This is a genomic window from Pseudomonas sp. NPDC077451 (assembly GCF_044543345.1).
In the GTDB taxonomy this organism is placed as follows: Bacteria; Pseudomonadota; Gammaproteobacteria; order Pseudomonadales; family Pseudomonadaceae; genus Stutzerimonas.
The window spans coordinates 123,022-145,075 of the sequence record NZ_JBITVX010000005.1; the positions used below are offsets into that span (position 1 = coordinate 123,022).

A 22,054-nucleotide genomic window follows, 5' to 3' on the forward strand; every position below is an offset into this window, starting at 1 on the left:
TGCTCAACACGGATTTACAACCGCCAATACGATGCGCAAACCGCGCCAAAGCCCCGAATTCTTCGCGACCGCAATGACTCCCCTCACCTCACTGGTTTTTCGAGCCAGTGACCATGGCGTCCAGGCGCGATGATCCCGACTGGCGGAGCAGAAGCCAATCGTCGGCGCCTCATTCAAGCGCCAGCCCCTGTACGCCAGGGAGCCAGCGGATACGCCAAGCCAGCTCGGCGGCTTTGCTTTATAATCGCCGGCTTTTTCCGACACGTTTTCATACCGGGACCGCCATGACCTCTCAGGCCGCCGAAGTCGCGAAGCGCCGCACCTTCGCCATCATTTCCCACCCCGACGCGGGCAAGACCACCATCACCGAAAAGTTGCTGCTGATGGGCAAGGCCATTGCCGTGGCCGGTACCGTGAAGTCGCGTAAATCCGACCGTCACGCGACTTCCGACTGGATGGAAATGGAAAAGCAGCGCGGCATCTCCATCACCACCTCGGTGATGCAATTCCCCTACCGCGAGCACATGATCAACCTGCTCGACACCCCCGGTCACGAAGACTTCTCGGAAGACACCTACCGCACCTTGACCGCAGTGGACTCGGCACTGATGGTCCTCGACGGAGGTAAGGGCGTCGAGCCGCGCACCATCGCCCTGATGGATGTCTGCCGGCTGCGCGACACACCCATCGTCAGCTTTATCAACAAGCTCGACCGCGACATCCGCGACCCCATCGAACTGCTCGACGAGATCGAGGCGGTGCTTAAGATCAAGGCCGCGCCGATCACCTGGCCGATCGGCTGCTACCGTGACTTCAAGGGCGTGTATCACCTCAAGGACGACTACATCATCGTCTACACGCCAGGCCACGGCCACGAACGCACCGACGTCAAGATCATCGAGAAGCTCGACTCCGACGAGGCGCGCAAGCACATTGGCGACGAGTACGACCGCTTCGTCGAACAGCTGGAGCTGGTCCAGGGTGCCTGCCACGAGTTCGATCAGGACGAATTTATCAAGGGCCAGCTTACCCCGGTGTTCTTCGGCACCGCACTCGGCAACTTTGGTGTGGATCACGTGCTCGACTCTATCGTGGACTGGGCGCCGCGCCCGCTGCCACGCGCCGCGAACGAGCGCGTAGTCGAGCCGACCGAGGAAAAATTCACCGGTTTCGTGTTCAAGATCCAGGCAAACATGGACCCCAAGCACCGTGACCGCATCGCCTTCATGCGTATCTGCTCGGGCAAGTACGACAAAGGCATGAAGCTGCGCCACGCACGCATCGGCAAGGACATCCGCATCGCCGACGCCCTGACCTTCTTCTCCAGCGAGCGTGAACAGCTGGAAGAAGCCTGGGCCGGCGACATCATCGGCTTGCACAACCACGGCACCATCCAGATCGGCGACACCTTTACCGAAGGCGAGAACCTCGGCTTCACCGGCATCCCTCACTTTGCCCCGGAACTGTTCCGCCGCGTGCGCCTGAAGGATCCGCTGAAATCCAAGCAGCTGCGTCAGGGTCTGCAGGAACTGGCGGAAGAAGGCGCCACCCAGGTGTTTTTCCCCGAGCGCAACAACGACATCATCCTCGGCGCGGTCGGCGTGCTGCAGTTCGACGTTGTCGCGAGCCGGTTGAAGGAGGAATACAAGGTCGAGTGCGCGTATGAGGCAATCAACGTCTGGTCTGCCCGCTGGATTGAGTGCGATAACGAGAAGAAGCTGAAGGAATTCAGCGACAAGGCCTACGAGAACCTGGCGGTCGACGGCGGCGGCCACCTGACCTATCTGGCGCCGACGCGGGTCAACCTGAGCCTGATGGAAGAGCGTTGGCCGGATGTGAAGTTCAGGGCGACGCGGGAGCATCATTAAGGGGACCGGTCTTGCCGGGGCGGATTCGGCCAGGATCATGAGCGCTTCGGTATCCCCATGATCCCCAGCAAGCTGGCTCCTACAGGATGTGACCACGCTGGCTTTTCGTAGGAGCCAGGGGGGCACCCAGTCCTTGCTGGCGATCCGGGCCACCTCAACGCACGACTGAATAGCTGGATCCACATGGAGGTGGATATGCCAAGCCGATTCAACCACCGTGGCCACGCATTGCGTCGGGGCAGACATTCCGAACCGGGTCAGGTTTACCTGTTGACCGCGGTAACAGAGCGACGCAAATCAGTCTTCACCGACCCGCTGCTAGCCCGAGTGCTGGTGAGGGAAATGCGCCGTATCCATGACGAACACCACGTCGAATCATTAGCCTGGGTCGTCATGCCGGATCATGTTCACTGGCTGATCGAACTGGGCTCAGCGCCGTTGCCAAAAGTGGTCCAGCGTTTCAAGTCCCGCAGCGCAATAGCCATCAACCGCATTACAGGCGAAACGGGCGCCCGGATCTGGCAGCGGGGGTTTCACGATCGTGCGCTGCGCCAAGATGAAGATCTGATCGACGCTGCGCGGTACATCGTTGCCAACCCGTTGCGGGCGGAACTGGTGAGCCGGATTGGCGATTATCCATGGTGGGATGCGGTTTGGTTGTAAGGCTGGAGCTTTGATCGCCAGCAAGCTGGCTCCTACCAAAGCCGGGGTTTCTCCTATTTTTCGCAGATCTTCTAACCGGCAGGCACGACTACAACTAGGCCCGGGGTGAGCGACCCATGATCACCAGCAAGCTGGCTCCTACCAAAGCCCAGACGGCAGACCGCACTCTGTAGGAGCCAGCTTGCTGGCGATCCCAAAGTCTCGTACAACCGAGACGTCAAGGGCTCGCGCTATTGGAAGGCAGCCTACTACCTACCTCCCAAGATCGACCCCAATCACCAACGGATCATGATCGGACGCACGATAAGGCTCGGCGCTGTACAGCATCGATTGCTGGCGTGGTGTCTTGAATTCGAGGTTGTAATCCAGCACCCGCGGCTCGTCGGCATTGATGTGCCATTCGGTTGCGCCGCGCACTTGTGGCGTCAGGCTGGTGCTGGCCAGGCCGTGGTCGAGGTAGCCCGACTGGCCGGAGAACACATAGGAATACGCGTCGCCCCCGCCGAAGGTCGCCAGCAGATCGGTGTAGCCGGACGCCCTGATCACATTGATCGGATCCTCCTTCGCATAGGCGTTCAGGTCGCCGATGATCAGCCGATCCGGATCGTAGGAACGCGTGGGATCACGGCCCAGCCAGGCGACCAGCGCCTGGGCGGCGCGAACACGGGTCAGGTTGCAGTTGCCCTGGCCGTCCCCCATGTCCTTGTCACCCAAGTCGTCGCAGCTGGAGCCCTTGGACTTGAGGTGGTTGACCGCCACCGTCAAACGCTCGCCCGTACGGCGTTCGCGGAAGGTCTGCGCCAGCACCGGGCGATTGCGCGTGTCGTTGAAGCGCGGGTCGACCGAGCCGTCGAGCACCGCGGCATCCTTGTGAGGGCTCACGATGTCCTGGCGATAGATCAGGCCGACGGCAATTGCGTCGGTACCGAGCCGTTCGCGTTTCGGATCGATGAACGCGTACCGGTCCCCGCTCCGTGACGCCGCATTGAGGCCAGCCACCAGATCGGCGATGGCGCTGTGCTCGCCATATCCGTCATTCTCGATCTCCATCAGGCCGATGATGTGGGCATCTGCACCCAGAATCGCGGCGATGATCTTGTCGCGCTGGCGGTTGAACTCTTCACGGGTATCCGCGCCCCGCGAGGTGGGGAAACCTGCGCCACGACCGTCACCGTTGAAGTAGTTGAGTACATTGAAACTCGCCACGCGCAAGCGACCCTCGATGGGCTTTGGCGCCTCCGGCCTGGGGTTTGCCGCAACGAAGTTCGGAGCTTGGGTCGGCTGGATGCGATAGCTTCCGGCCAGGTAATGCAGCACACCCTGCACGTCGGTGACTTCATAGCCCACACGCAGCGTGCGGTAGGCGTCGAGTTCCGGTGAGGGGTAGCGAATCGGATCGGGATTCTGACCGCCGCGGCCATCATCCAGAACGATCCGGTTGAGGTCATTCTCTGCCTGCAGCTGTCGGGCCGGCTCGCCGGGCGAGACCTTGTTGGTGGGTATCCACAGCCGACCGCCGGACGACAGCACCAGCTCGCCGTAACGTCCCAGGTTGTAGGCCTCGCTGACCGTAAGCGGCTGGGCGAAGCGGACCTGCATGCCCTCGTAACGCTCCAGTGCATCGGGCGCCGACAGTGGCAGGCTGATCTGCACCATGCTAGGCAGGGACTGCGCACGGGCCAGAACACTGATCTGAGGCGCGGTCAGCTCGGTGAGGCCGTTGTATTCGGCGACCAGCCCACGCACCCGGACCCGATCGCCAACCTGCACATCCACCCCGTTGCCCGAACCGAAAACGTACAGCCCCTCGGAGGTCCGCGGATCGTCGTCGGTCTCGTTATCCGGCGCTTGGATGAAGAAGCCGCCCAGCTCACCTTCAGCCTGGAAGTCAGCCACGACGATGCCTTCGACCGTCACCGTCTGGTTCACCAACGGGCTGAGATCCTCGGCGCCCTGAACTTCCGCAATCGCGCGCCGCCCCGCATCGTTGCCACCCGGCTCGCCTTCGCCATATTGGCCGAGATGGGCAAAGGTGTTGACCGGATAACCTTGCCACCCGGTGGCCGGATCGAAGGCATCACTGGGATTCCGATCACCCACGCTAACGGACGCCCGACGGGTCAGCGTACGATCAGCCGTCTGCGTCTGCCCCGATCCCCATGCGCTGCCCGGATCGAAACCGACCTGGCCGATGCTGTCCAGTATTTCCCCTGATGGACCGCGCAGCACGATGGCATCGTCGCCGTTGTACCAGCTACCGCTGCCGCGCTGATTCGCCTTGGCCTGCAACGCCGGGTCGCCGCTTTCATGAGCCAGCACATGCACCGCTCCCGGCGCCACTTCACCAACCAGAGCGATGCTCCGCCCGCTGCTGGTCGAACCATTGAAATAGAAGTCGACCCGGTAGCCGTCCAGCGAGACCGCCGTCTCGCCGGTGTTGTAGAACTCCAGCGCCTTGTTGTTGCCGCTGCCCTCCACATACTCGGAAATCAGCACATCGGCGGATGCCATGGAGTGCACGCCCATTGCGGCGATTGCCAGCAGGGCGGCGGTGAGCGGGTGCGGCTTGAAGCGGTCGTTGCGGCGCATGGATGTCGCTCCCTGGTATTAGGCGTGTTGGGGTTCGAGGGTTTTGGAAAAGACAGAGGCACCGTCGATATCGCGAAGGGTGACGCTCAGGGCGCCGCTGCGTGAATCGATTTCCACTTCACCGAAGAACTGAAAACCGGCGTAGGGCGATGCGTTGGCATAAGCGGGTGCTTTCTGGAACACCAGCTCGGGGCCAAAGGTGGCATCCAGCGGATTGGGGCCGAAGCTGCCTGCATTGAGGGGCCCGGCAACGAACTCCCAGAACGGATCGAAATCCTGAAATAGCGCGCGGTTTGGATGGTAGTGGTGGGCTGCGCAATAGTGAACGTCAGCAGTCAGCCAGACAGTGTTGCGCACACGGTATTTGCGCAGGTAACCCAGCAGTTCGGCGATTTCCAGCTCGCGCCCGGCTGCAGGCCCGTCCTGTCCGTTGGCGATTGCCTCCCAGCGCGCCCTGCCGGCCGCGTCCTTACCGTCCGGCACATGCAGGCCGATGGGCATGTCGGCTGCGATTACCTTCCAGGGTTCGCTGCGGGCATGGTCGCGGGCGTCCTCAAAACTGGCGCGGTAGAAGATCGACTGATCCGACGGCAACCCACGCAGATCGATACGCGCGGTGAAGTCGAGTCGTTCATCGGTGACCGGCGAAACCATCCGCCGAGCGTTGTTAAAGCCACTGCTGGTATCCCACTCCACCACCAGCCGCGCCGGGCGATCGCAGCGGCTCCAGATCACGGCACGATCAGCCAGCACGTCACCGGACTGCACGCCATCGGTGATCCAGGGTCGCGCGGTGGGCGCTGCGATGATCGCAGGCGAAACGCCGAGCGCGGGCAGCGCCAGGCCAGCACCGATGCCTTGAACGAGGCGGCGGCGTGTCTGGTCGAGTTCGGGTTTGGTTGATTCGGTCATGGTCGTCCCCTTCAACGGATGCTGGAAGAAGGGTTTAAGCGAGCCGCTTGACAGAACCGTGACGCCCAGACGAACGGTCGTCAATAAATCGGCTTTACTGCAGCCCGCCGCCGTGCGCGACCTCGTAGTAATCGTAAAGAACTGGCGAGTTCAACGATCGAGATACCGCCCACACTCAACGCTTCGGCGATCGGTTATGTTCGCGATATCAAGGCCAGGGGTTACACCATGAAGCGTTTTCTGTTCGTCTTTGCCTTCATCACGTCCTCTGCTCAGGCAGGCGTGCTGATCAACAGTCCGTACTGGGTCGTTGGCCTGAGCTGCTCCAACAATCAGGAGTGCTATGCCGCCAGTAACGGTAGCTATACCGGCTCGTTGAATGGTGCGCGGCGCTTCGACGACCAGGCACGGCCGAGAAGTTTTTAAAAAGCCTCACGTCCAGCCTGCGGGACAAATCTCCACGTCTCGAACAGCACACAGAACAGCACTGCGTAGAGCCCAGCCAGAATCGCAACTACAAAGGGCGGCCCTGCTGAATGGCCGCTAGTACTGGCTGTTGGTAAGCACGATGGCTTTGCTATTGGATCGCAGCCTGTCCAGCCCATCACCTCCGCACTGCGAGAGGCGATGGGCTGACCATTAGGCCCGATGCCCGCCCGGTCTAGTTCGCATCATCTTGCTCAAGCGTCCAGGCGATCACCGAGTCGCCGATCTTCGTGCCGAACGAGCCGTGCCCGCCGGCCACCTGCACCACATACTGCTTGCCGGTCTGCTCCGAGACGTAGGTCATGGGTGTGGCCTGGCCGCCCGCGGGTAGCCGCCCTTTCCACAGCTGCTTGCCGGTCTGCAGGTCATAGGCGCGCAAGTAGTAGTCCAGCGTGCCGCTCATGAAGGCGACGCCGCCTGCCGTCACGATCGGACCGCCCAATGCTGGTGTGCCCACCGGGAAAGGAATGCCCAGCGGCGCACTGTCGCGGCTGGTGCCGTTCTTGTGCATCCAGACCTTCTTCATGGTGCGCAGGTCCACGGCGGTGACATAGCCCCACGGCGGGCTCTGGCAAGGCAGGCCCAGCACTGATAGCAGTGGCTTCAGACTGACCATGTAGGGCGCGCCAAGGTTGGGTTGCAGGCCGGTTTCGCCGCCCCCGGTGCGCTCATTGGGATCGACCTCGCTGCGCTTGTACATCTTCGAGACGAACGCCAGGTAGTTCGGCGCGCCGAACAGCAACTGCCGACTCGGATCGACCGCCACGGACGGCCAGTTGAAGGTACCGACGTTGCCCGGATAAATCAGCGAGCCCTTTTCCGATGGCGGCGTGAAGTCGCCTTCATAGCGCAGCTTGCGGAACTGGATGCGACACATCATCTGATCCAGCGGCGTGCCGCCCCACATGTCCTTCTCGTACAGCGGCTCCTGCGGCGCATAGGTCAGCGCCGAGACCGGCTGAGTGGGCGCGGTGAAGTCACCGTAATCGGTGCCCTGCGGAACAGGCACCTCGGTCACCGGCACGATGGGCTCACCGGTGCGCCGATCGAGCACATAGAGATCGCCGCGCTTGGTCGCCTGAATGATGGCCGGCACCTTGCCTTCGGGCCGGTCGATATCGACCAGCGTCGGTTGGGACGGCAGGTCGCGGTCCCAGAGATCATGGTGAACGGTCTGGAATTCCCAGCGGACTTTACCGGTCGCCAGGTCCAGCGCAATCAGGGTGTCGGTGAAACGCTCGGCCTGGGCCGAGCGATCGATTGCCCACTGATCAGGGGTCTGGTTGCCGGAGGGGATGTAGACCAGGCCCAGCGCCTCGTCAGCGGTGGCAACGGTCCAGGAGTTCGGCGTGCTGCGTACGTAGGTTTCACCCGGTGGCAACGGTTCCGTGGCATCCGGGTTGCCCGGGTCGAAATTCCAGACCAGGCGGCCAGTCTTCACGTCGTAGGCACGAATCACCCCGCCGGGTGAGTCCACGGCGCCGTTATCGGTAACCGAACCGCCGATGATCACCAGCTTTTCGGTCACCACCGGCGGCGAGGTGGGCAGGTAGACCCCGAGCGCCCCTTCACCCAGGCGCAGCTTCAGGTCGACGACACCCGCGTTGCCGAAGTCTTCGCAGGGCTTGCCATCTTCCACGTCGAGCGCGATCAACGTGGCATCGTTGGTCGGCAGGAACAGGCGCCGCTCGCAACGCGCCGCCGATTGATCCGGCTGGCCGCTAGTCGAACCCGGCGAGGGATAGCGAGTGCCGTCGTGAAACGCCAGGCCGCGGCACGTCATGTGCTGGTAGTACTCGGCATCGCGGTTGATGCTCGGGTCGAAGCGCCAGCGCTCCTCGCCCGTATCGGCGTCCAGGGCAATGGCGATGCTGTGAGGCGTGCAGATGAACAGGCTGTTGCCGACCTTGAGCGGAGTGACCTCGTAGGTGAACTCGCCGGGATCGTTCGGCCCCGGCAGATCACCCGTGTGGTATTCCCAGGCTTTCGTCAGCGTGCCGACGTTCTCGGGGGTGATCAGATCTGCCGTCGAATACCGGTCGCCCTGCTCTGATCCGCCGTAAGAAGGCCATTCGCTGTTGGAACGACCGGCCTGCCCTTGCGGATCGAGCCCCTGCATCTGCGCGTCGCTGAACTGGCCGTCGATCGAGTGGTAGTCCTGGGTCAGCGAGTATCCCGCCATCAACGCCCCGGCCAGCAGGCCGAGCCCGAGCAGGCCACTGGCACCGTCGCGCCAGACCAGACGGTCGCTCACGTAGCGATTGACGAAGGGCAGGATCAGCCAGAGGCCGAGGATGCACCAGAGGTCGATCCGCGGCGCCAGCTGCCACCAGTCGAAGCGCACCTCATAGAGGGTCCACGCCAGGGTCGCCAGCAACAGCGCTGCATACAGCCAGATCGCCGCACGGCGACGGGCAAACAGCAGGCCGGCCACCACCAGAAGACCGATGCCGGCCAGCAGGTAGTACCAGGAGCCGCCGAGCACAGCCAGGTACGCACCGCCGCCCGCCATCAGCGCGCCCAGCACCAGCACCACCACGGCGGTCAGGGTGATACGCAAGGGCCGAGGCCCATAATCGATACTCATGCAACACACTCCAAGCGGGACGTATTTATAAACAGGGAAAGCAAAAAGCCGGCGAAACTTCCTGTGACAAAGTTTCGTCCGGCTTTCAGTGGATACGACGCGAAGGGCTTTAGTTCAGCGCTTGCAGCGCTGAACCTCAGGCCGTAGCGCCGACGGCAAGCGGCTGCGCCTCGGGCCGCTTGATCACCGCGTAGACCACCCCGGTCACCAGGCTGCCGGCCAGAATCGCCAGCAGATAAAGCAATGCGTGATTGATGGCGTTGGGAATCAGCAGTACGAACAGCCCGCCATGCGGCGCCAGAAGCTTCGCGCCGAAGGCCATGGATAGCGCGCCGGTCAGCGCACCGCCGGCGATGCTGGCCGGGATCACCCGCAGCGGGTCCTTGGCGGCGAAGGGAATCGCGCCTTCGGAAATGAAGCAGCAGCCCAGCACCAGCGCGGCCTTGCCGGCTTCACGCTCGGTCTGTGCGAACTTGCGCCGAGCGATCAACGTGGCGATGCCCATACCTATGGGCGGCACCATGCCCGCTGCCATGGTCGCCGCCATCGGCGCGTAGCTCTGCGATGCCAGCAAACCCACCGAAAAGGCATACGCCGCCTTGTTCACCGGCCCGCCCAGGTCGACGCACATCATGGTGCCCAGCAACAGCCCGAGCAGGATGGCGTTGGAGGTGCCCATGGTGTCGAGGAATTCGGTAAGCCCGGCGAGCATCTTCGCTACTGGCGTGCCGACGACGTAGATCATCACCAGTCCCGTCACCAGACTCGCCAGCAGAGGAATGATCAAGATCGGCTTGAGCGATTCGATACTGGCCGGCAAGGGAATCCAGCGGCTTACTGCCTTTGCCGCATAGCCTGCCACGAAGCCCGCGATTATCCCGCCAATGAAGCCCGCACCCAGGGTCCCCGCCAGCAGGCCACCAATCATCCCCGGCGCCAGACCCGGGCGGTCGGCGATGGAATAGGCGATGTAACCCGCGAGCAGCGGCACCATCAACTGGAAAGCCGTTTCGCCGCCGATCTTCATCAAGGCGGCAGCCAGCGTGCCCTCTTCCTTGAACGCTTCGATGCCAAAGACGAACGACAGCGCGATCAGCAAGCCGCCGGCCACCACCATAGGCAGCATGTAGGACACGCCGGTGAGCAGGTGCTTGTAGACACCAGTCTTCTCACCTTTCTGCTCACCACTTGCGCTCGCGGCCGCTACACCACCGCTGAACACCGCGCCTTCCTCCAGCGCGCGATCCAGGGTGGCGTCGGGTTGTTTAAGGGCCGTGCCAGTGCCGCAGCGGAACACCCGCTTGCCGGCGAAGCGAGCCACATCCACCTCGATGTCCGCAGCCAGCAACACCACATCGGCCTCTTCGATGGCCTGTGCTTCGAGCACGTTGCGCGCACCTACCGAACCGCGGGTTTCCACCTGCAGGTCGTAACCCTTGCGGATGGCGGCTTGTTGCAAGGCTTCGGCGGCCATGAAGGTATGCGCGACACCGGTCGGGCAGGCGGTGATGGCGACAAGTTTGGGCTTGCCGCTGGTATGCGCGGCATCTGCTTCGTCGTTCTGCTGCAGCTCGCTCGCCGTGTCAGCCGCGCTGCGCAGGAAGGCCTCGGGGTCGAGCAGCGCTTCGGACGGCGTCGATTGCGCTACGCGCTTGCCGGCGAAGCGTTGCAGGGACAGCGGCCCCGTTTTCACCACAACCACGAGATCCGCATTGGCGATCTGCGCCGGCGTCAGCGGTGAGCCAATGGCCTTGGGATCGTGGACTTCGACGGCCGTCGACCAACCCATACGATGGGCAGCCGCTTCGAGCAGGCGTGACGTCAGCACGCTGGTGACCATTCCGTTGGGGCAGGCCGTGATGATGAGAAGATTCATTCCTTCACCTCTTGTTCGATTTATTGGCTCAGCGGCTGGAGACGCACTGCGGCCTGGAGTTCGGCCAGTTGCGCCGTGTCGGTGATGCCAAAGCCGACCTGCCCGACCGCCTGCGCGGCGATGGCAGTGGCGCGAGTGAGCGTGCGTTCTGCCGGCCAGCCTTCGAGCAAACCGTGGAGCATCCCGGCCAACAGTGAGTCGCCTGCGCCGACAGTGCTGACAACCTGAACCTTGGGCGGATTGGCATGCAGCGCCGCGCTCGGCGAGAACCAGCTGACACCATTGGCGCCCTGGGAAATCACTACGTGCTCGATGCCCTCGATCTGCAGCCTCCAGGCCTCACGAGCCAGCGCCTCGGGTTCGGCCAGCTCGATGCCACGCGCTTCGGCGAGCTCTTCCTCGTTGGGTTTGATTAACCAGGGCGCGGTTTCCAGGCCGGCACGCAGGGCTGAGCCACTGGTATCCAGCGCCACTCGCGCTCCGGTTTGTTTGAGTAGGTTTAGCAGCTCGACGAACCACTGGTTATCCACACCACGCGGCAGGCTGCCTGCCACCACGACCAGCTCATGGGTCGGCGCCAGCCGCTTGATGCGCTCCAGCAGTTCGCTACGGTGTGCATCGCTGACTGCCAGTCCGGGCCCGTTGATGTCAGTGACCTGGCCCCCGGCTTCGGCCAGCTTGATGTTGCTGCGGGTGTCGCCCGCGACGCGGACGAATTCGTCGCCAAAGCCCCGCGCGGCGAACAGCTGCTCGAAGGCTTGCGGATTGCCCTCGCCGAGAAAGCCGGTGACGGTCAGCTGATGGCCAAGATCGGCCAGCACTTGCGCCACATTGAGGCCTTTGCCGGCAGCATGGACCTGCAGGCTTTCACTGCGGTTGACCTCGCCCAGACGCAGTGAAGGCAGCCGCACGGTCAGATCCAGCGCCGGGTTCAGCGTGACGGTCAGGACACGAGCCATCAGCAATGCTCCCCGACGAAGGCGCGCACTTCATGAGCACCTGGCAACATCAGCGCCTGCTTGGCCAGCTGCTGGCAGGCGGCGAAGTCCAGCTCGCGCACCCTCGCTTTCACCAGGGCGATGCTGCGCGCCGAAACGCTCAGTTCGTCCACGCCCAGGCCCACCAGCATCGGCACCGCCAGCGCATCAGCAGCCAGTTCGCCGCAGACGCCAACCCACTTGCCATGTGCGTGGGCGGCCTCGACGGTCATGCCGATCAGGCGCAACACAGCCGGATGCAGCCCGTCCGCCTGACCGGAGAGCGTCGGATGGCCGCGGTCGATGGCCAGGGTGTATTGCGTCAGGTCGTTGGTGCCGATGCTGAAGAAGTCGACTTCCTTCGCCAGCACCGGCGCGATCAGCGCGGCGGACGGTATCTCGATCATGATGCCGACCTGCAGATCCGCCACTGGCAGCTCCACGCGCAGGCGCTCGACCATGGCCTTGGCCGTGCGCCACTCGTCGATATTGCCGACCATGGGGAACATGATCCGCAGCGGGCGGCCATCAGCCGAGGCGAGCAAGGCACGCAGCTGGGTTTCGAGGATGTCCGGGCGTTGCAGGCTTAGGCGAATCCCGCGCACGCCGAGGAAGGGGTTTTCCTCGGCTGGCATCGGCCAGTACGGCAGCGGCTTGTCGCCGCCAACATCCAGCGTACGCACCACCAGCGGGCGCCCGTCGAGCGCCTCCAGTACACGGCGGTATTCGGCTTCCTGAGTCGCCTGATCCGGCGCCTGGGAATGGTTCATGAACACCAGCTCGGTACGCAGCAAACCGATGCCTTCAGCACCCATCGCCACGGCCTCAGGGGTTTCGCCGGCTGCGCCAATGTTGGCGGCGATCTCTATTGGATGGCCGTCGCGGGTGACTGCCGGCTCCATGCGGCGCTCGTCCGCCAGGCGCTTGCGCTCCTCGCGGGCAGCGCGTTCGCCCCTGGCCTGCTCCAGCTGCGCATCGGTCGGGGCGACCAGCAGTTCGCCGCGCTCGCCGTCGAGCAACAGCAGGGTGTTGGGCGCCAACCCGAGCACACCGGGACCTGCGCCGACGATGGCCGGAATCCCCAGCGCCCGGGCGATGATGGCGCTGTGGGATGTGGCGCCACCGCCGGCCGTCAGGATGCCGGCGACGCGCTGGGCGTTGAGCGTGGCAACGTCCGAAGGCGCCACTTCGTCCATCACCAGAATGTAGGGTTCGTCCGGGGCCTGCTCGGCTTCGACGCCGGTCAGGCAGGCCAGCACGCGGCGACCCACGTCACGCAGGTCGGCGGCGCGCTCGGCCAGCAGTTTGTCGTGGAGAGATTCCTGCTGCTGCGCCGCGCTCTCGATCTCTTCCATCCAGGCCGCTTCGGCGCTCAAGCCCTTCTGCAGCCGCACCTGCACGTCTTCGCGCAGCGCCGGGTCACGCAGCATGGCCTGGTGAGTGGTGAAGATGTCGCGAATGCTGACGACCTGGCTTGCGTCGATCAGCGTGCCGATTTCGGCATGGACCTTGTCCAGCGCAGCATCCAGACGTTGCAATTCCGCCGCTGGCGATTCGCCGCGCTTGGGGTAGTCGATCACCTGCGGCTTGCGCACCAGCACCGGGCCGATGGCGATGCCCGGCGAAGCGGCGATGCCGTTTACCTGATCGCCCGGTCGCAGAGCCGCCTGCTCGATGGCCGACTCATCGGGTTGCGTGGCGATGACGGGTTGCTCCGTCTCCCCAGCTGCCGGCAAGGGTTCGACCTCTTCGCCCAGCCCTTCTTCCACCGCGCGCACCAGCGCCGGCAGTGCATCGTCGGCAATGGATGGCTCGGCGATGAACTCCAGCACCTGACCACGATGCGCGCCCATCGCCAGCAGCTTGCTTAGGCTCTTGACCGACACCCCGGCGCTCTCGCTGCCGGCCAGGCGCACGCGAATCTCGCCATCGAAAGCTTGAGCCACTTCGGTCAGCGCCTTGGCCGGGCGTGCATGCAGGCCGTGGGCGTTGGCCAGCGGCACCTGAGCGCTTGGCCAATCTGCCGGTACCTCGCCGCCCAGCGCTTCGAGCACCACGCGGCTGGAAGTCGCCTGGCTCAGCTCCTGGCCGCGCCCTTCGATCAACAGGTTGCACAAACGCTCAAGCATGGCCTGATGCGCTTCGCCCAGGCTGGCCAGCACGAACAGACCATTCAACGGCTGACCCAGATGCTCAAGGTTCGAGGTTGGCGTGACGAACGCGAGCCCCGGGCTTTGCACCGACTGCTCGCTACTGAGCCACCATAAGCCATCGCCCAGCGGCAACGCCTGGCTCAGCGGCAGGCTGGCATTGAAGCCTGGCTCCACGCATTGGGCGCGCTTGAGCAACTTGACGCCTTGCCAGGCCAACTCGTCGAAATCATCGGCGGCTACGCCCAGTCCCACCAGTTCGCCGTCCAGCGCCAGGGCCTGCGGCGCGCCCTGCAGCAGGTCGATGATCGCTTCGGGGCTTTCTGCGTTCTGCAGCGCCTCGCTCAGATCGCCCTCGCCCAACGCTCGGGTCAGCAGTTGCAGCAACCGCAGATGTTCATCCGAGCGCGCCGCGATGCCGATGGCAAGGTAAACCTGCTGACCATTGCCCCAGTCGACGCCGGCCGGAAAATGCAGCAGCCGCACGCCGGTGGTGAATACCTGATCGCGGGTTTCCGGCGTGCCATGGGGGATTGCGATGCCCTGACCGAGAAAGGTCGAGCCCTGCGCTTCGCGCGCGCGCAGCCCGTCGAGGTAGCCCGGCGCGACCAGCCCGTCGGCGACCAGAACCTCGCCCAGCAGAGCCAGCGCCGCAGGCTTGTCCGCCGCGGCCTGATGCATGTGGATGTGCTGTGCATTCAACTCAAGCATGGAGAACTCCTGCGGGGCTCGCGATTGTTGTGGCCGACGGCTGCGCCGGCATTGCCCGAATCCTGGGCTGGCGTTTCAGACCGACACACTGCTGAAACGTTTCACCTAAGACTGGCACATTACGCAATATTGGGTAATTCTAGAAGCCCGAGTTCATACCACCCGTCTCAGGACCCTCTGTTGAAACTGACCGACATCGCCCGCCTCGCCAACGTTTCGGTAACCACTGCCAGCTACGTGCTCAACGGCAAGGCCGCGCAGCGCCGTATCAGCCCGGCCACGGTCGAGCGCGTCATGGCGGTTGTCGAGCAGCAGGGTTTCCAATTGGATCAGCAGGCAGCTGGCCTGCGCCGCGGGCAGTCGCGAACGCTGGGTTTCATCGTTCCGGATCTGGAAAACCCCAGCTACGCGCGCCTTGCCAAGCTGCTCGAACAGCGTGCGCGGCAGCGCGGCTACCAGTTGTTGATCGCCGGGACCGACGACGAGCCGGACACCGAGCGTCAGGTCATCCAGCTGTTGCGCTCGCGCCGTTGCGATGCGCTGATCGTCGCCAGCTGCCTATCCGCCGAGGACCAGAGCTATCGAAAGGTGCAAGCAGCTGGCACGCCGGTGATCGCCCTCGACCGTGCGCTGGATGCTGGGCACTTCTGTTCGGTGGTGAGCGATGACTGCGAAGCGGCCGCTCTGCTCACCCGCTCGCTGGCAGTTCCGGCCGCGGCGCATATCGCCCTGATCAGCGCGCGCCCCGCGTTGCCCATCAGTCAGCAGCGCGAGGAAGGTTTTCGCCGGGCGCTGTCGCAGCACACAGGGCAGGTCAGCATCCTGCGCGCCGACCAGTTCAGCCGTGCCTGCGGACGCGAGCAGATGCTCACCCTGCTCGACCGCGGCCCGCTGCCCGATGCCCTCATCACCACCGCCTACGTGTTGCTCGAAGGCGTCTTCGATGCGCTGCGCGAGCGCGATCTGCTCTGGCCGGAGCAACTGCGGCTGGCAACCTTTGGTGACGCGCAGTTGCTGGATTTCCTGCCGATCCGGGTCAATGCGATTTCCCAGCAGCACGAGCAGATCGCCGAGCAGGCGTTGGAGCAGGCTATTCGCGCCACCGAGCAAGGCGACTATCGCCCCGGCGTCATCGCGATCGAGCGTGAGCTGAAGATTCGCCGGCTCTGATCAATCTGCCCCTTGCGGGCATTGTTTGACTGAAGGAAGCTTGCGGCCTATCTGGCGACCGGACCCGCGAGGAAGCTCGCCTGGCGCGACCTGCACGAGTTGCAGCGATTTTGCAGGAGCCAGCTTGCTGGCGATCGAAGCCGCGCGCCAGCCAAGTGCAGCCATAGCCTGAAGAGGCTGATCGCGAGCAAGCTCGCCCCTACGAGACCCTGCCGCGCCAGGCAAGAACGAGCCCTGCTGCCACCTGCTTCCGGCACACGCCCAAAACAACGAGCCCGCTTTTCCACATGAACATCGAACAGATCACCCAACGCCTGCACGCGATCCGCGACCAGAACGACTGGCAGCGCTTTCACAGTCCGAAAAATCTCGCCATGGCCGCCAGCGTGGAAATGGCCGAGCTGGTGGAAATCTTCCAATGGCAGACCGAGGACGAATCGCGCCAGCTCTCGGCCGACAAGCTCGCACACGCTGGCCAGGAAGTCGGTGACATCCTCATGTACCTGTTGCTGATGTGCAGCGAACTGGGCATCGACATGGAACAGGCGCTGCTGGCCAAGCTTGCCGACAACGAACGGCGGTTCGCCCGATGAGCGATCGGCATTTCGATGAGCTGGCGACGCGCTTCGCTGAAAAAATCTACGGCGGCGCCAAGGGCGCGATCCGACTCGCCGTGCTGCAGGCAGACCTGACTGAAATACTCCCAGAACGCCCGCTACGGGTCCTGGACATCGGTGCAGGCCTCGGCCACATGAGCCTGTGGCTGGCGCAGCAGGGCCATCAGGTCACGCTAGCCGAACCCGCCGAACCCATGCTGGAAGGCGCCCGCAAGCAGTTTGCCGAAGCCGGCCAAAACGCAACGTTCATCCAGGCACCCTGGCAGGACGTCGAAAACCACGTCGAGGGCCGGTTCGATCTGGTGATCTGCCATGCGGTGCTGGAATGGCTGGCCGAGCCCCAGGCGATCCTGCCGGTGCTGCATCGCCTGGTTGCCGAGGATGGCTGGCTGTCGCTGGCCTTCTATAACCGCGACGCGCTGATCTACCGCAACCTGCTAAAAGGCCATTTCAAGAAGCTGCGCAGTCAGACCTATGCCGGCGAGCGCCAGAGCCTGACACCGCAACAGCCGCTCGACCCGCGCGAGCTGGCTGCGCAACTCGCGCCGCGCTGGCGGGTCGAATCAACCAGCGGCGTGCGCGTCTTCCATGACTACATGCCCGCCGATTTCCAGGCCCGCACCGAGCCTGCCGACCTCATCGAGATGGAACTGGCCTACCGCCGCCATCCCGCATTCGCCGGGCTCGGGCGTTACCTGCACTGGTTGTGTCGGCCGCTTTGAGCCGACCGGGAGGTACCGATGTCGATCCGCCCTGCACTGCCCCTGCTCTGTTCGCTGCTCGGCTTGAGCCTTGCGGCTTGCCAGAGCAGCAACCCGTACACCAACGAGTCCGCGCCGATCCCTCCAGCCCCGCCTATCGAACGTATCCAGTCGCCGACGTACCCGGCGGCACCGCAGGATTTCTCCAGCTACCAGAATTGGAGCTGGCGCAACCCACCGGCTGGCACGGCTTCGCTGGGCACCGAAGAGCTGCAGGAAATGATCTCCGGCGCGCTCGACCAGCGCGGCTTGCGGCCTGCGCCAACAGGCGCAAAGGGCGACGTGCAAATCAGCGCCAGCGCGCAGATGGAGACGCGCGTGCGTCAGGTCTATGATGATTACGGGCCACGAGTGGGCGTCGGTGCCGGTCGCTATGGCGGCTACGGGCCGGGGTTCAACTCCGGCTACGGGATCGGCGGTAGCGCTCCGGTGGTGCGCAACTATGAAGAGGAAGTGATGACGGTGCGCATCGAGATGATCGACAGCGCCTCCGGCCAGACTGTGTGGAGCAACCGCGCCGAGGCCCGCAGTGGCGGCGATCAGGCCGAGCGCAAGGACGCCGCGCGAGCCGCCGTGAACCGTGCGCTTGCTGATTATCCACCGCACTGAGCGCACGCATTTAACGCAAGGAGAACACCGATGTTCCGTTCATTGCTGATCCTGCCTCTGCTGCTGATGCTGGCCGCCTGTCAGAGCACCCAGGTGCAACGCGATTTCGACCCGCAGCGTGATTTTTCCGCCTATCGGACCTGGAGTTGGAAGGAGCCCGCCCTGCAGTACCGACCAGACGATCCCCGCATCAAAAGCGACCTGACCGAGCAACGCATCCGCAGCGCCGTCAGCGAGCAGCTGGATCAACGCGGCCTACGCCAGGCCCAGTCGGGCGCACAACCGGATCTCATGGTGCAGGCCTGGTTTCTCGTCGATGAGCGCAGCCAGCAATACACCACCTCATCGATCAGTGGTTGGGGCGGCCCATGGCACGGTTTCTGGGGCGGGCCGGTGATGACTGACACCCGCACCATTCACTATCAGGTCGGCACCTTACAGCTGGATATGTACGACGCTGACGACGGCAAACTGGTCTGGCGCGGCAGTGCCGAACAGGTTCTGCGCGACGACCCCGGAAGTCCTCAGGAGCGGGCCGGGATGTTTCGTGAAACCGTCAATAAGGTTCTTTCGCAATACCCGCCGCGCTAGCATTGTCGGCTCGCTCTGAATTACGCCCGCCGCCTCGGCGGGCTTTCTTTTGCTCTGGAGGAAATCTGCATGCCCGTCGCAGCCTGGTGGCTACTCGTTCTGCCTTTTATCGCCGGGGCTTTCCTGCCGCTACAGGCCGGCATCAACGGGCAGGTGGCCAAGCACTTTGGCAGCGTGATGAGCGCCGCGATGCTGTCCTTCGCAGTGGGCACCGTGGCGCTGATCTGCGTGGTGCTGTTCCAGCGGGACATGCCGGGCATCCAGGCACTGCGGGGCCTGAACTGGTATCACTGGTGTGCCGGATTGCTGGGAATGTTCTTCATTGCGACCGCCGCCTTCGCTGGCCCGCGTATCGGCGCGCTACTATTCATGGCTTTGGTACTGGCCGGCCAGCTGGGGATGGCGCTGCTGCTCGATCACTTCGGCTGGGCCGGCTTTCGCCAGTCGTCGATCAGCGTGGGCAAGCTAGGGGGATTGCTGCTGATTTTCGCAGGCGTCTGGATGATCCGCCGCGGCTGATCGCAGTTCGGCTACTTGCGCTCGAAGGCGTAGAACAGATTGGGTTCGCTGACCAGATACAGATCGCCACGCTCGTCAAAGGTCATGCCTTCGGCCTGAGGCACGCTCTTGTCGAGACCGGCAAAGCCGCTCCACAACGAGCGGAAGCTGACCAGCTCACCCTCACCGTCGAGCTCGAGCATCATTTTCGCTTCATCGCTGAGCAGCACCAGATGACCGGTGCGCTCGTCGTAGTGCACCGAGGCAAGGTCGCTGGCCATGTCCTTGTCTTCGATCCACGCCTCACGATCGATCACCTTGAGGTTCAGTTGCCCGTTGAGGCTGGCCTTGATGCCCTGAATCTCATAAAGCTTGCGTGGTGAGTGCTCTTTCACCGCAAACAGTCGATCACCGGCGCGGTCGTAGCCCAACCCCTCGAAACCCGAGTTGTCCGATGCGCCCATGGACAGCGAGACTGCCGCGTAATCCTCACGCACCAGGTCACCGGGCTGCGAGGGAACCGGGAGGATCACGATCGTTTGGCTGCGTTCCTCGGCAACTGCCAGCAGATTGTCGCCCAGGTAGGTAACGGCCTCGACGTCGATGAATCCCTTCAGTGGATAGCGAGCAATGAATTCACCGTTGAGATCCAGCGCGACGAGCTCCTCCGGGTTGTTCACCACGGCCCAGAGCTGATTGCGCTGCTCATCGAAGGTCAAGCCGGAAAGGTTGTTACCGACGGTCGCCACCGGCTTAGCCTCGACACGCACCTGGTACTCGGGCAACCAGAGGCTGCGGGTCTGGAGACTGCTCTCCTGCCAAGCCGATTGCAGCGAATAGAACACCCGCTCATCGAGGTGAAAGGTGGCAGCAGTGTGCAGCAGACCTGCAGCCAGCATTCCCAACGCCCAGACCTGCGGGCGAACCTCAGGCAACCAACGCGGGCGGGTACTGGTAACTATCGGCATCATCTTTTCTCGTTAGGCCGCTACTGGCGAGATAGCCTGATCGCGAAGGGTTGCATTTGCGTGACGGTGCACGCGATGGCGACGATCAGCCTGCTACTGACCCATCGCCGTGGCTGCGGTTCAATCGCAACGCCGGGAACTGCCAGGCGGATTGGCAGCCCAATGGACCAGGGAACGGCTGCGCTTGCGGCCGCGGATCGTTTGGCAGGAGTGCAGCATGCAGGTGGAAAGCTTTTTCGAATGGTTGGGCCAGGCGCTCGGCACCGTGATTCGTTACATCGTCGATGCGCTCAGCGGCTTTTTCGGGCTGTTCGCCGATGCCGGCGCCAACTTTCTCGAGGGTCTGTCGCGGACCCTCGGCATGGATCGTTCACTGATCAGCCTCATTGCACTGGCCATCGGCCTGATGCTGCTGGTCGGCGCGTTTCGCGCGTTCTTCCGCCGCTCGATCATCGCTGGCGTGATCTACCTGTTCCTCGGGCTCTGGTTGCTGAGCTGGCTAATCCACTGAGCCATTCGTAGCGCCCTACTCCTCCGACAACCCGACCGAGCACGGCACCAGCGCCATCGCTCGGCTGCGCTCCGGACCATCGCGACGTATCATGCCCGGCTGTTCTGGAGCCTTTCATGTCACGGTTATTGACCGCCTGGCAGCACGCCCCCACTCATAAACGGGTCTGGGCGCTGGCTGCGCCGATGATTCTGTCCAACCTCTCCGTGCCACTGGTGGCGTTGGTCGACAGCGCCGTGATCGGCCACCTGCCGCACGCGCATCAGCTCGCGTCGGTTGCGGTAGGCGGCAGCCTCTACAGCCTGCTGGTCTGGGTGATGGGTTTTCTGCGCATGGGCACTACCGGCTTTGCTGCTCAGGCCGCCGGACGTCAGGACGGCGGCGCGCTGCGTCAGGTGCTGCTGCAGGGCTTGCTATTGGCGCTGGGCTTTGCGCTGCTGTTGAGCCTGTTTGCGATGCCGCTGAAAGGTTACGCGCTGCAGCTTATGCAGCCCTCTGCCGAACTCGACGCGCTCACCCAAGCCTATTTTCATACCCGCCTGTTCGGCCTGCCCGCCGCGCTGGCCAGCATGGCGCTGATCGGCTGGTTTCTCGGCACCCAGAATGCGCGCGCGCCATTGGCGATTCTGTTGACGACAAATCTGATCAACGTTGCGCTGGATCTGTGGTTCGTCATCGGTCTGGAGTGGGGCGTGGCCGGCGCAGCCCGCGCCTCGGTCATTGCCGAATGGAGCGGTGTGCTGGTCGGCCTAGCGCTGACCCGAGGCGCGCTGTTGCGTTACGCCGGACGCCTGGACCGTCAGGCGCTGCGCCTGTGGGCCAGTTGGCGTCCACTGATGTCCGTCAACCGCGACATTTTCCTTCGTTCGCTGGCGCTGCAGCTGGTGTTCTTCCTGGTCACGGTCCAAGGGACGCGGCTGGGCGACGCCACGGTAGCGGCCAATGCCTTGCTGCTGAACGGTTTGATGCTCACGGCGCATGCACTCGACGGTCTCGCCCACGCGGTCGAAGCATTGAGCGGGCATGCGATCGGCGCCCAGAGCCGCACCGAGCTGCGACGGATTCTGACTGTTGCTGGCGGCTGGTCATTGCTGGCGAGTCTGGCCTTCGGGCTGTTCTTCCTGCTGGGCGGCGAGCTGTTCGTCAGCCTGCAGACCGACATTCCTTCCGTGCGTGAAACCGCCGCGACCTACTTGCCCTATCTCGCCGTGCTGCCCCTGGTCGCCGTCTGGAGCTATCTGCTGGACGGTTTGTTCATCGGCGCCACCCGTGCGCGGGAAATGCGAAACGCCATGCTGCTTGCCGTTCTGATTTCGCTACCATTGGGCTGGCTGTTGCGTGGGATGGGCAATCACGGCTTGTGGCTGGCCTTTCTCGCCTTCATGCTCCTGCGCGGCGTCTGCTTAGGCAGCATCGCCAGGCGGCTGCAACGCAAGGGGCAATGGTTCGCCTCGACCCATGCGGCGGCGGCTGTCACCGCCACACCGCAGCAACCCTAACCAAAGGACCT

18 protein-coding genes are annotated in these 22,054 nt (G+C 63.7%); 11 read left to right on the plus strand and 7 right to left on the minus strand.

Translation table 11 applies throughout. The annotated features are described in order from the left end of the window. The first annotated feature begins 284 nt into the window (after nucleotides 1-284). Complete coding sequence (locus ACIGHL_RS10470) at nucleotides 285-1,868, plus strand: peptide chain release factor 3 (protein ID WP_128120065.1); 1,584 nt, start codon at nucleotides 285-287, stop codon at nucleotides 1,866-1,868. A 195-nt stretch (nucleotides 1,869-2,063) separates the two neighbouring features. Continuing rightward, on the plus strand, nucleotides 2,064-2,531 hold the full coding sequence (locus ACIGHL_RS10475; protein WP_128120066.1) for an REP-associated tyrosine transposase: 468 nt from the start codon (nucleotides 2,064-2,066) through the stop codon (nucleotides 2,529-2,531). 252 nt (nucleotides 2,532-2,783) lie between these two features. Here the strand turns inward: ACIGHL_RS10475 and ACIGHL_RS10480 are convergent, their stop codons facing one another. Continuing rightward, entirely contained in the window at nucleotides 2,784-5,120 is a 2,337-nt protein-coding gene (locus ACIGHL_RS10480; protein WP_128120067.1) for an ExeM/NucH family extracellular endonuclease, read from the minus strand. 18 nt (nucleotides 5,121-5,138) lie between these two features. Continuing rightward, a complete protein-coding gene (locus tag ACIGHL_RS10485; protein ID WP_128120068.1) occupies nucleotides 5,139-6,032 on the minus strand; it encodes an alkaline phosphatase D family protein in 894 nt (297 codons plus the stop codon). 228 nt (nucleotides 6,033-6,260) lie between these two features. Between ACIGHL_RS10485 and ACIGHL_RS10490 the strand changes: the two genes are divergently transcribed. Continuing rightward, entirely contained in the window at nucleotides 6,261-6,458 is a 198-nt protein-coding gene (locus tag ACIGHL_RS10490) for a hypothetical protein (RefSeq protein ID WP_241509109.1), read from the plus strand. A 235-nt stretch (nucleotides 6,459-6,693) separates the two neighbouring features. On the opposite strand, the gene ACIGHL_RS10495 is transcribed toward ACIGHL_RS10490, so the two are convergent. From ACIGHL_RS10495 to ptsP, 4 genes are all read right to left on the minus strand, one after another. After that, the gene (locus tag ACIGHL_RS10495; RefSeq protein WP_128120069.1) at nucleotides 6,694-9,105 is read right to left on the minus strand and encodes a membrane-bound PQQ-dependent dehydrogenase, glucose/quinate/shikimate family; all 2,412 of its coding nucleotides are present in this window, start codon (nucleotides 9,103-9,105) and stop codon (nucleotides 6,694-6,696) included. A gap of 136 nt (nucleotides 9,106-9,241) precedes the next feature. After that, entirely contained in the window at nucleotides 9,242-10,981 is a 1,740-nt protein-coding gene (locus ACIGHL_RS10500) for a PTS fructose-like transporter subunit IIB (protein ID WP_128120070.1), read from the minus strand. A gap of 20 nt (nucleotides 10,982-11,001) precedes the next feature. Further along, nucleotides 11,002-11,940, minus strand: a complete 939-nt coding sequence (gene pfkB, locus ACIGHL_RS10505; RefSeq protein ID WP_128120071.1) for a 1-phosphofructokinase — start codon at nucleotides 11,938-11,940, stop codon at nucleotides 11,002-11,004. Beyond that, on the minus strand, nucleotides 11,940-14,819 hold the full coding sequence (gene ptsP / locus ACIGHL_RS10510; protein ID WP_128120072.1) for a phosphoenolpyruvate--protein phosphotransferase: 2,880 nt from the start codon (nucleotides 14,817-14,819) through the stop codon (nucleotides 11,940-11,942). The genes pfkB and ptsP overlap by 1 nt, the downstream gene beginning before the upstream one ends. A gap of 180 nt (nucleotides 14,820-14,999) precedes the next feature. On the opposite strand from ptsP, the gene cra reads away from it, so the two are divergent. The 6 genes from cra (at nucleotide 15,000) to ACIGHL_RS10540 (ending at nucleotide 19,086) form a co-directional block, all read left to right on the plus strand. Beyond that, nucleotides 15,000-15,989, plus strand: coding sequence for a catabolite repressor/activator (gene cra / locus ACIGHL_RS10515; protein WP_216707193.1), 990 nt, complete (start codon nucleotides 15,000-15,002; stop codon nucleotides 15,987-15,989). A gap of 287 nt (nucleotides 15,990-16,276) precedes the next feature. Next, on the plus strand, nucleotides 16,277-16,582 hold the full coding sequence (locus ACIGHL_RS10520; RefSeq protein ID WP_046163110.1) for a nucleotide pyrophosphohydrolase: 306 nt from the start codon (nucleotides 16,277-16,279) through the stop codon (nucleotides 16,580-16,582). Then, nucleotides 16,579-17,328, plus strand: a complete 750-nt coding sequence (locus ACIGHL_RS10525; RefSeq protein WP_128120073.1) for a methyltransferase domain-containing protein — start codon at nucleotides 16,579-16,581, stop codon at nucleotides 17,326-17,328. Before ACIGHL_RS10520 ends, ACIGHL_RS10525 begins: the two co-directional genes overlap by 4 nt. Before the next feature lie 18 nt (nucleotides 17,329-17,346). Further along, nucleotides 17,347-17,976: a DUF4136 domain-containing protein gene (locus ACIGHL_RS10530; protein ID WP_128120074.1), complete on the plus strand. Its 630-nt coding sequence runs from the start codon at nucleotides 17,347-17,349 to the stop codon at nucleotides 17,974-17,976. A gap of 30 nt (nucleotides 17,977-18,006) precedes the next feature. Continuing rightward, a complete protein-coding gene (locus tag ACIGHL_RS10535; RefSeq protein ID WP_128120075.1) occupies nucleotides 18,007-18,567 on the plus strand; it encodes a DUF4136 domain-containing protein in 561 nt (186 codons plus the stop codon). A gap of 69 nt (nucleotides 18,568-18,636) precedes the next feature. Then, nucleotides 18,637-19,086 (plus strand): DMT family transporter, encoded by a 450-nt coding sequence (locus ACIGHL_RS10540; RefSeq protein ID WP_128120076.1) that lies wholly within the window; start codon nucleotides 18,637-18,639, stop codon nucleotides 19,084-19,086. A gap of 11 nt (nucleotides 19,087-19,097) precedes the next feature. Here ACIGHL_RS10540 and ACIGHL_RS10545 read toward each other — a convergent pair whose 3' ends face one another. Beyond that, nucleotides 19,098-20,033: an SdiA-regulated domain-containing protein gene (locus ACIGHL_RS10545; protein ID WP_216707266.1), complete on the minus strand. Its 936-nt coding sequence runs from the start codon at nucleotides 20,031-20,033 to the stop codon at nucleotides 19,098-19,100. 217 nt (nucleotides 20,034-20,250) lie between these two features. Between ACIGHL_RS10545 and ACIGHL_RS10550 the strand changes: the two genes are divergently transcribed. Both ACIGHL_RS10550 and ACIGHL_RS10555 read left to right on the plus strand, forming a co-directional pair. Further along, nucleotides 20,251-20,544, plus strand: a complete 294-nt coding sequence (locus ACIGHL_RS10550) for a hypothetical protein (protein ID WP_045424622.1) — start codon at nucleotides 20,251-20,253, stop codon at nucleotides 20,542-20,544. Nucleotides 20,545-20,660: 116 nt separating this feature from the next. Further along, the gene (locus ACIGHL_RS10555) at nucleotides 20,661-22,043 is read left to right on the plus strand and encodes an MATE family efflux transporter (RefSeq protein ID WP_216707192.1); all 1,383 of its coding nucleotides are present in this window, start codon (nucleotides 20,661-20,663) and stop codon (nucleotides 22,041-22,043) included. The last annotated feature ends 11 nt before the right edge of the window (nucleotides 22,044-22,054 follow it).